The organism is Campylobacter felis, from assembly GCF_030250085.1.
Classification (GTDB): Bacteria; Campylobacterota; Campylobacteria; order Campylobacterales; family Campylobacteraceae; genus Campylobacter_D; species Campylobacter_D upsaliensis.
The window spans coordinates 1-9,834 of the sequence record NZ_JANURX010000025.1; the positions used below are offsets into that span (position 1 = coordinate 1).

8 protein-coding genes, 1 tRNA gene and 1 rRNA gene are annotated in these 9,834 nt (G+C 35.8%); 4 read left to right on the forward strand and 6 right to left on the reverse strand.

The window, feature by feature from the left end; all coding sequences use genetic code 11:
* From NYG92_RS08915 to flgL, 4 genes are all read right to left on the reverse strand, one after another.
* Nucleotides 1–361 (reverse strand): 16S ribosomal RNA (locus tag NYG92_RS08915); the annotation flags it as partial.
* 479 nt (nt 362–840) lie between these two features.
* Nucleotides 841–1,128: a DNA translocase FtsK gene (locus NYG92_RS08920; RefSeq protein ID WP_270977690.1), complete on the reverse strand. Its 288-nt coding sequence runs from the start codon at nt 1,126–1,128 to the stop codon at nt 841–843.
* A gap of 2 nt (nt 1,129–1,130) precedes the next feature.
* Nucleotides 1,131–3,992 (reverse strand): DNA translocase FtsK, encoded by a 2,862-nt coding sequence (locus NYG92_RS08925; RefSeq protein ID WP_289234186.1) that lies wholly within the window; start codon nt 3,990–3,992, stop codon nt 1,131–1,133.
* Nucleotides 3,993–4,100: 108 nt separating this feature from the next.
* Entirely contained in the window at nt 4,101–6,353 is a 2,253-nt protein-coding gene (gene flgL / locus NYG92_RS08930; protein WP_289234187.1) for a flagellar hook-associated protein FlgL, read from the reverse strand.
* A gap of 131 nt (nt 6,354–6,484) precedes the next feature.
* Between flgL and NYG92_RS08935 the strand changes: the two genes are divergently transcribed.
* Nucleotides 6,485–6,571, forward strand: a tRNA-Leu gene (locus NYG92_RS08935).
* On the opposite strand, the gene NYG92_RS08940 is transcribed toward NYG92_RS08935, so the two are convergent.
* Nucleotides 6,572–6,916, reverse strand: coding sequence for a hydrogenase maturation nickel metallochaperone HypA/HybF (locus NYG92_RS08940; RefSeq protein ID WP_270966434.1), 345 nt, complete (start codon nt 6,914–6,916; stop codon nt 6,572–6,574).
* The gene (hypE, locus tag NYG92_RS08945; protein WP_270966433.1) at nt 6,916–7,890 is read right to left on the reverse strand and encodes a hydrogenase expression/formation protein HypE; all 975 of its coding nucleotides are present in this window, start codon (nt 7,888–7,890) and stop codon (nt 6,916–6,918) included. Before hypE ends, NYG92_RS08940 begins: the two co-directional genes overlap by 1 nt.
* Nucleotides 7,891–8,002: 112 nt before the next feature.
* On the opposite strand from hypE, the gene hypB reads away from it, so the two are divergent.
* From hypB to hypD, 3 genes are all read left to right on the forward strand, one after another.
* Nucleotides 8,003–8,749, forward strand: a complete 747-nt coding sequence (gene hypB, locus NYG92_RS08950) for a hydrogenase nickel incorporation protein HypB (protein ID WP_289234188.1) — start codon at nt 8,003–8,005, stop codon at nt 8,747–8,749.
* Entirely contained in the window at nt 8,749–9,030 is a 282-nt protein-coding gene (locus NYG92_RS08955) for a HypC/HybG/HupF family hydrogenase formation chaperone (RefSeq protein ID WP_270977681.1), read from the forward strand. The genes hypB and NYG92_RS08955 overlap by 1 nt, the downstream gene beginning before the upstream one ends.
* Nucleotides 9,014–9,834, forward strand: an 821-nt coding sequence (hypD, locus tag NYG92_RS08960; RefSeq protein WP_289234189.1) for a hydrogenase formation protein HypD, incomplete at its 3' end; no start/stop codon positions are given. The genes NYG92_RS08955 and hypD, both read left to right, overlap by 17 nt.

Sequence of the window (9,834 nt, forward strand, 5' to 3'; positions counted from 1 at the left end):
TCCCTACTGCTGCCTCCCATAGGAGTCTGGACCGTGTCTCAGTTCCAGTGTGAGAGCTCATCCTCTCAGACCTCTTAAGCGTCATAGCCTTGGTAAGCCTTTACCTTACCAACTAGCTGATACTATATAGTCTCATCCTACACCGAAAAACTTTCCCTATCTAACTTATGCTAAATAGGAGTATGGGGTATTAGCACTCATTTCTAAGTGTTGTCCCCCAGTGCGGGGCAGATTAACTATACCTTACTCACCCGTGCGCCACTAATCCACCTCTAGCAAGCTAAAGGCTTCATCGTTCGACTTGCATGTATTAGGCACGCCGCCAGCGTTCACTCTGAGCCAGGATCAAACTCTCCATATTTTTATCTTCTTTAACATCAGGCAAAGCCTGACTAAGAAGCAACACTAAAGATAAGATTGCTAAACACAATCCATTAATTAGGTTATTCCCTAGTATCTTTAGCTTTAGTGATATGAAGTTTTAATCTAAAACTTTTATTTGTTTAGCTTTACTAATATATAGTAAAGTTGGCTCAATCGTCACTTATTTAGATTTCAAAGATTGACTATAAGATTTAAATAACAATGTTGGTGTTAAAGAACAAGACTTTTTTTAGGTTTTTACTATGGCTAAGAAGCTAAGGGTAAAAACAAAAAAGAAATGAAATTGTAGCGAGGAAAGCTTAAAGTGGGATTAAATAAAGCATAAAAATAAGTTTATGGATGGATTAAGGCTTTGATCTAGGAGAGATTTTTGATGCTTGGGTTTGATCTGAAGAAGTTGAGCCATTGTTCGAAGGCGTTGATGATGAGTAAAGTTTGTGAGTTTATCGCTAAATTTTATAAAATTTTTCTCACTCCATTAGAGTCAGGTTCGCTTAAAAAGCCTATTTGACTTAATTGCTTTATGATAATTTCAGCTCTATTGAAACCGATTTTAAGTTCACTTTGTAAATATAGAGCATTAGTTTTGCCACCCTTTAAAATAACCATTTTAGCCTCATCTAAAAGTTCATCTAAATTTCCTCTAAAACTAGTATTTTTAACGCTTGACGCATTTTTTAAAATGTCTGCTACCTCTACATCGCTTAGTTGATTTGGATCGACTACCATAATTTTTTCCTGCATTTTTAATCCTTTGCGTTAGAATGTAAAATTTCTCTTTGTCCCTTAGAATCAGGCTCACTTAAAATTCCCATTTGGCTCAATTGTTCTATGATATTGGCGGCTCTATTATAGCCTATTTTAAGACGGCGTTGCACATAAGAAATGCTTGTTTTTTTATCTTCTAAAATAACCCTTTTAGCCTCTTCAAAAAGCTCATCAAGCCCTCCCTCAATCTCGCCATTTGCCGTTACTCCACTACTTTGCTCATCTTTTAAAAAGCTATCATCATATTCTACAACTTGTTGTTCTTTTAGAAAATCCACAATTTTTTCAATTTCAAATTCGCTAGCAAAAGGTGCGTGCAAACGCACGATATTACTTGTTCCAGGAGGAGTAAAAAGGCAGTCTCCACGACCCAGTAAGCTTTCAGCACCCATAGCATCAAGTATGACTTTTGAATCGATTTTTTGCCCTACCTTGTAAGAAATTCGGCTTGGTAAATTTGCTTTGATGAGTCCTGTAACTACATCAACGGAAGGGCGTTGAGTCGCCACGATGAGATGAATTCCGCTCGCTCTTGCCATTTGTGCTAAACGCCCGATGTAAAATTCCACATCTTTACCTGCCGTCATCATTAAATCCGCTAATTCATCGATAATCACAACGATAAAAGGCAGTTCCTCCGCTTCACCGCTTAGTCTTACTTTTTCATTGTAATTTTCTATATTTTTGGTTTTTGCTTCAGCCATTAGGCGGTATCTACGCTCCATCTCTGCGACCATATTAGAAAGGGCATTGACAGCTTTTTTTGGGTCGGTAATAACAGGCGTTAAAAGATGAGGGATATCATTATAAATGCTAAATTCAAGCATTTTTGGATCTATCATCATCAAACGCAAAGTTTTAGGGCTATTGCGGTATAGTAAGCTTAAAAGCATAGCGTTTATCCCCACGCTTTTCCCACTTCCCGTTGTCCCTGCTATGAGAAGATGCGGAAGTTTTTTAAGATCAGTTACAAAGGCATTTCCTACTATATCCTTGCCGAGTGCTATGGTAAGTGGGCTTTTTGAGTTACGAAAAACTTCACTTTCTAAAATTTCTCTTAAATAAATGGTCTGCGTTTCTTCATTTGGCACTTCAATGCCGACTACATCTTTACCAGGAATAGGTGCTTGGATACGGATAGAGCGTGCCCTCAAAGCCATTGCTAAATCATCTTGCAAATTTAAAATTCGGCTTACTTTTACATCGGCACTAGGGCGGAATTCAAAGGTCGTTACCACAGGTCCTGTATAGGTGCTAATCACATCGCCTCCTATTTTAAAGCGGCGTAATTTCTCAAGCAGATCATAAATTTTTTTATCAATCTCGCTTTCGTCAATTTCTCTCTTTTTTTCATCAGGATTTGCAAGAAAATCAAGAGGAGGTAAAATGAAATCCTTTGGATTTTCAAAATTCCCCTGTTCTATCTCGGCTAAAAGAGCTTGATTTATAGCTATTTCTTTAGCTAAAACGCTTCTTTTTTGTGGCAAATTCTCTTCTGATATGATTTTAAAATCTTCTTTTAAAGGTTTTTTTGCCTCATCGTTAAGATAAAGTTTTTCATTTTTTTCCTCAACATCTTCAAGTTTAATGACGGAAGGCTTTGGTGGCATTATCGGGCTTTCAAGCTCTTCGACGACAAATTCCACATCTTGCCCTAAATTTTCTTTTAATTCTATAATTTCAAAATCGTCATTGCTTATTTGCGGTTGTAAATTTGTTGGAGGGGTGTTTTGAATTTCTGGCGTTTTGCTTAAAGAAGTTGTTTCTTCATTGAAGCTATATTTGCTATTTGTAGGAAGTGGGCTAAGATTTTTCAATTCTTCGTTTTCAAGTCTTTGAATTTGCTCTTGCACTTTTTTTTCTAAAATTTCATTTTGATTTTCTTTATATTCTTTTTCAAGTCTTGCTTTTTGCATTAAATTTTCTCTAGTTTCTAGCTCTTTAGTGAAAATTTTAGGCTTGGTTTCATTTTTTGGAGAAGTAATTGCTATATTTTTTCTTTTGTAGCTTGGCTCATCTAAATTGTCCTTAATGTCAATTTGTTGAATATCCTCTGGCTTCTTAGGCTTTAAAAAACGCTCTGGTATCACTTCCATCTCCTCTTGTGGTATAAAGTTAAATTCCTCATCTAGCCCCATTACGCTTTTGCTTGCTTTTTGTGCGAAAGAGCGTAATTCCCTAGAATTTTCATAAAGAAAACTTTGGGGATTGAGATTTTCAATTTCTATTTTTTCGTCTAAAATTTGCGTTTTAAGCTTGGCAAAATCGGCTTTTGCATTGCTACTTGCTTTAAGATTATTTGTTTTTATCTCTTCTTCTATTGCAGGTTTTAAATTTTGTATTTTTGGTGGTGGGGTGTTTTCTTTTTCTTTACTCTTTGTTTTTATTTCTGCAAACTCTTCTTTTTCGCTTTCCCCGCCAAAAATTTTCATTAAGATATTTTTGAAATTACTTTCAAATTGAGCTAAACGCTCCCATTTAATTTCTATTTTAAACACTTCTTTGATGAAATTTGGAAAAAGTAGGCAAATAGAAAGAAGTAAAAATAAAAGTGCCACTATCCCACTTCCTATATGCCCAAAAAGCGTAGAAAATAAAGCATATAAAAGCTCTAAAATATAGCCATTATGCTTATCAAACACAGCAAATAAAAGCAAAGTGGCAAAAAAGGCAAAGCTTATGCCAAAAAGCTCTGTGCGTTTAAAAAGCTCTATTTTGTAAGATTTTTTAAAATATAAATAATTTAAAACAAAAAGGGCAAAAGGATAATAAATTCCAAATTCCCCAAATAAAAAGAAATTCGCCTCATAAAGCCATACACCCATTTGAGGTGCTAACATACAAAGACAAAGATAAAAAATAATTAAAGATGAAAGGATAAAAATAGCTTCTTTTTTGATGTTAAATCCTTAAAATTTGATAAAAGAAGCTATTATAGCATTAAAGCTTTACATATAGTTTAACAAGCTTAGTTGTGATATGGTTGTGGTTGCCTTCATCGAAGCTTGGTAGGCAAGTTGGGTTTGCATTAAATTCATTAAAGTTTCAGCATAATCTGCGTCATTGACCTGAGTTTTAAGCGTTTGCACATTGACAGCTAAAAAGGTTACGCGTGTATTGACATTGTCTATATTATTATGATACGCCCCCATAGTGGTGTTTAGCTTGTTAATGTGGTCGCTTAAGTGGTCAAGCCTCTCAAGTGCGCCTTGCATCCCTGTATTTCTAGGATTATCTCCGTCTGCATTAGCTCTCATATTTCCACTTAAAACCGCCTCTATCATCAAATCTAAATCCTTAATCACATCAACATTAGGCTCATCAATGACTAAAGAATTGTTCGCATTAAAGGAAAAATCTGGTCCCGCGACCTGATTTGCCGTATGATTGTAAGGAGGCCGTGGAAAATGTCCGCTTTGTGAGTCGCTTAGAGAAACGCCTATATTCGTGCCTGTTGAAAGTTTATCTGTAACGCTAATACGCCCACGATAATCCATCGTAACATTTACGGTCGATTTAGAATCGCTCATCAATTTTTGCAAGGTGTCATATTGTGCATTTGTGATTTGCCCATTATTTGGCTGTATGCTTTGCGTTGGCACTTGATCACTTGCAAACATTCCTATGATGTCGTTAAGCTGTCTATAAGTTATCTCATTTGGCGGAGTTACGACACCATTATTTCCTGTGGTAGGATTTGTATGCGTGATAGGAAAGGTGATGTTTTGATTAGGATTATTTGGATCTGGAAAACTCACGGTTGAATTTTGCAAATTAACCGTTACATTATAGGTATTTCCACCCTTTGAATTGACGGTTAAATTTAAAGTGGAGTCCATAGCATTACCCGACATTACCTCACTTAGCTTTGTATCATCTGTGGCGTAAGCATTTGTCCCTTGAATGACTTGAGAGACATTCCCTACAACGGAATTTCCGTGCTTTTCAAAAAAGACATTATCATAATCCGCCCCATTTGTAGCATTTCCTTCACTATCTGTCATTTTAGAATTGATAAAGTCAGTTTGGTGGAGGTCGATATTAAATTGCTGGTTATTTATCGTTACTTGAACAGGAGATTGTAAATCTGTGATCGGTCTTGCTGGATTGCCTATGGCTGCTTCCATAATCAAATTTGTTAAACCGTCTTTACTTAAAGGAGGATTAGCCGCTTGCATTGCAGTTTCTATTTTTTGCATTTTTGTTTTATCATCAAACTGCGGAGTGTAAGCTACTGCGTGAAAATCAAGCTTATTATTGCCCTCTTTTAAATCTCTTATTTGAATTTGACCGCTATCATTAATCGTTACATCGACCACTTTTTCGGTGGCAGTATTACCATATAAATTGCCTATTTTTTCTAGCACATCTTCCATTTTATCCGTAGGATTAACTAAAACGGCGGATTTAAAGCTCTGTCCATCAGGCTTTACCCCTTGCACATAAAGCGTAGTTGGTGGAAAATCAAGTCTTGTATCTTTCTGGTCAAAATCCTTATCAATTTCTAACTTTTTATCTTTCACATAGCCAAGCCCGATTAAATCCTGCCATAAATTATCTCCCTTTAAATACTGCTTTTTGCTAGGGTTTTTACTTAAATCATGTCTATTATCCGTAAAGCTCTCATTGGTCGTAATTTGCTTTTGATAATCCCCATCAGCTTTGAAAAATAAATCAAATCCAGGGATATTATAAGGACTTTCCGTTCCCGCACCCGTTACGACATTGACATTATTTTTATCGCCAAAATAATTGCCCTTAGAGTCAAAAGGCTTGTGATTGAGCTGGGCTCCTGCGAAAAGGTATTGCCCATTAATGCTCGTATTTGCAAGCTGGACAATTTGCTCTTTTATCTTTTCTAGCTCTTTAGCTATGGCTTCACGAGAGGTTTGAGAATTACTATCACTTGCAGCTTGAGTTACTTTAACCTTGAAATTTTCTAGCAATTTCACCATATCCTGCAAGGCTTTCATACTATTTGAGGTCATTTCTTTAGCTGAACTTGTCGCCTCTTTAATCTGCTCCAGAGTTTTTAGCTCATACTCAAGGCGCGTATTATCGATGTAAATGCTAGCATCTTCGTAAGAATCTTGTATTTTCATACCTGAGCTAAGTTGCATACTAAGCTTATTTAAAGCAGAAGCACCGCTCATCGTATTTTGAATGGAGTTTGTAAAATTAAGTTTATTTGTAACTCTCATTGTCTTTCCTTAATGATGAATTTAATCTTTTCAAATACTGCTACGACATTACAAGCAAAAAGCGTTCCTAAATTTAAAATTCCTTTTAAAGAATTTATAAACTTAAAAAAGTATAATTACGCTCTTAATATGCCCAAGTGGTGAAACTGGTAGACGCGCTAGACTCAAAATCTAGTAAGGGCGACCTTGTGCCGGTTCGAGTCCGGCCTTGGGCACCATCACTTCATAACAAGCCGCATTAACATCATTTCATCGCCGTCTATGGTTTTTAAATCCACACTTTTGCATTTTGGACACTTAAACACATTTTCTTTTAAAATGCTTTTTTCCCCACAAGAAAGACATAAAATTTCAAGCTCCCCAACCTCTACAAAAAGCCTAGCTTTTTGACAGAGTATAGAATTTTCTTTAAAAGTTTCAAAGCAACGCTTAAAAAGCGAGATTTCTATACCACTTAAACGCCCGATTTTAACATAAATTTCATTAATTTCTTTGGCGTTTTGAGTGGTGGCATTTTCCTCGCAAAGTGTGATTAAGGATTCTACTATATTTAATTCGTGCATTAGCATATCCTAGGTAAAAGCTCACCCTTAGGGCTTTCTAAAAAGCGTTTTGCTCCATAGGCATTTTGTAAAATCACCCTTGCTTTTTCACTTGGTAGAATTTCTCCTATAATGTTCGCATTTTTGTTATATTTTTGTAAGATTTCTAAGGCTTTTTGCGCGTCTTTTTGCTCTACACAAAGCACAAAAGTGCCTTCATTAGCAAGTTCATAAGGCTCATAGCCAAAAAGTTCGCAAAGTCCTAAAACTTCACTTTTAACGGCTATTTTTTCCTCATAAATTAAAATATCTTTTTTGCAAAAACTCGCCCACTCATTTAAAACAGCCGATAAGCCCCCACGCGTAGCATCACGCATTGCCACTATGCTTAAATTTGCCCCCAAAAGCTCTAAAACTTCATCTTTTACGCACTTACAATCGCTTTTAATGTCCGCTTCAAGCGCATTTCTTTTTATAAGAACGCTAGCACCGTGAGCACCTATATCACCGCTTAGTAGCACACTAAGACCTGCTTTTAAATTCCTTGTTTGACAGGGTTTTATGATTTGCCCTAGGGCTGTTGTATTGATATAAATTTCATCGCCTTTTCCCTTAGGCACGACCTTAGTATCCCCACAAACAAGCTTAACGCCTATATTATCGCATTCACTTTTAATACTTTTTAAAATTTTTTCTAATTTTTCAAAAGCAAATCCTTCTTCTAAAATCAAAGCAAGACTTAAAAATAAGGGTTTCGCACCCACCATCAAAATGTCATTGATTGAGCCACACACGCAAAGTTTGCCTATATTAACTTCCTCATCTAAAAAAATAGGACTTAGCACAAAAGAATCCGTGCTTAAAGCCATATCGCCTAAAATGGCGGCGTCATTTGCCTCGTTTAAAATATCATTATCAAAAAGCTTAAAAATGCCTTTCAAAAATTCGTTCATTTCTTCGCCACCGCCTCCGTGTGCTAGTGTGATTTGTTTCATTTTTAACCCTTTTAAATTTTATGCTATTTTAACATTAAATATAAAATATTGGTTGGCGATTAATTAAAATCGTTTAGAATTTTAAGAAAATACAAGAGGCTAAGGAGAAAATATGTGTAAAGACTGCGGCTGTTCGGTAACTTCACCCACTCACACCCACTCACATCATCATTATCAAAATTATGAAAATCCCGAGCTCAAAGAGGAAAAAACCCTAGAAGTTTTAAGTAAAATTCTAAGCAAAAACGACCACGAAGCAGAGCATAATAGGGAGCATTTTAATGAGACTGGAGTGCTTTGTATTAATTTAATGAGTTCTCCAGGAAGTGGGAAAACTACGCTTTTAGAAAATACTTTAAAAGCTTTAAAAAATGAAATGAAAATAAGCGTTATTGAGGGTGATTTAGAAAGTGAAAATGACGCTAAACGCGTAAGAGAAGCGGGAGCTGAAGCATTTCAAATCACCACAGGGCAAAGTTGCCATTTAGATGCTTTTATGGTGCATGAAGCCTTACATCATTTAAGCTTAAGGGAGTGCGATTTGCTTTTTATAGAAAATGTAGGAAATTTGGTTTGCCCTGCGAGTTATGACTTAGGACAGCATTTAAATGTCGTGCTTTTGAGCGTTACAGAAGGGAGTGATAAGCCGCAAAAATATCCCGTGATGTTTAAAAAAGCGGATTTAGTCATCATTTCAAAAGCAGATTTGGCACATCATTTTGATTTTAACATCGAAGAAGCAAGTAAAGAGTGCAAAAAGCTTAATCCCAAAGTCGATATTTTAGTCCTTGATTCTAAAACGGGGACAAATTTAGAGCTTTGGTATCGTTATTTAAGACTTAAAAAGGAGCTTTTTTAATGTGCCTTTCTATCCCTTCCAAAATTTTAGAAATCGATGAATTAAACAATGCCTTAGTGGATACTTTAGGGGTCAAAAGAAAGGTGAATTTAGATTTAATTAGTGAGCCTTTGAAAGAGGGTGATTTTGTCTTAATCCATGTGGGAGTAGCTATGGAGAAAATCGATCAAGAAGTCGCACTTTTAAGCATTAAAACCTACCAAGAAATAGTAGATAAAATGCAAAGTGGAGAGATAAAAACGGACGAAGGGGATATGGGGCTTAATGAATTTCATCGATGAATTTAGAGACAAAAATACCCTTTTAGCACTTAATGCTTTAATTAGAAAAAATATTAAAGAGTCTATAAATATAATGGAAATTTGTGGCGGACATACGCATAGTATTATGAAATATGCTCTATGCGACTTACTTCCTAAGAAAGTAAATTTCATACACGGACCGGGTTGTCCTGTGTGTGTAATGCCGCGTCAGCGTATTGATATAGCCTTAAAATTAGCTAATCAAAAAAATGTGATTTTTTGCACCTTAGGAGATTTATTAAGAATCCCTGGGAGCAAAGAATCTTTGCTTGATTTACGCGCTAAGGGTGCTGATGTAAGAGCGCTTTATACTCCGCTTGAAGTTTTGCAAATTGCAAAAGAAAATCAAAATAAAAAAATCATTTTTTTCGCTATAGGTTTTGAAACAACTACGCCTATGAGTGCTTTGCTTTTAGAGAAAATCATCAAAGAAGATTTAAAAAATATTTCCATTTTTTCTAATCATATCACCGTCCCAGCTCCGATACAAGCGATAATGAGCGATGAAAATGTCAAAATTGACGCTTTTTTGGGACCTTCTCATGTGAGTGTGATTACGGGTTATCAAATTTATGAGCCTTTGGTTAAAAATTTTCACACGCCCATAGCTGTGAGCGGTTTTGAGCCTGTGGATATTATGGAAAGTGTGCTAAATATCATCTTGCAAAAAAACGCCCAAAAAGCCGAAATTTATAATCAATACTCAAGGGTTGTGAGTCGCTTGGGTAATGTCAAGGCACAAAATTTGGTTCAAAAATATTTCAAGCCTTGCGATTTTGAATT

Bases quoted from the DNA above. Each gene is read 5' to 3' on its own strand.
- hypB (WP_289234188.1), top strand. From the start codon at position 8,003: ATGTGTAAAGACTGCGGCTGTTCGGTAACTTCACCCACTCACACCCAC.
- NYG92_RS08940 (WP_270966434.1), bottom strand. From the start codon at position 6,916: ATGCACGAATTAAATATAGTAGAATCCTTAATCACACTTTGCGAGGAA.
- NYG92_RS08925 (WP_289234186.1), bottom strand. From the start codon at position 3,992: ATGTTAGCACCTCAAATGGGTGTATGGCTTTATGAGGCGAATTTCTTT.
- flgL (WP_289234187.1), bottom strand. From the start codon at position 6,353: ATGAGAGTTACAAATAAACTTAATTTTACAAACTCCATTCAAAATACG.
- hypE (WP_270966433.1), bottom strand. From the start codon at position 7,890: ATGAAACAAATCACACTAGCACACGGAGGCGGTGGCGAAGAAATGAAC.
- NYG92_RS08920 (WP_270977690.1), bottom strand. From the start codon at position 1,128: ATGCAGGAAAAAATTATGGTAGTCGATCCAAATCAACTAAGCGATGTA.
- NYG92_RS08955 (WP_270977681.1), top strand. From the start codon at position 8,749: ATGTGCCTTTCTATCCCTTCCAAAATTTTAGAAATCGATGAATTAAAC.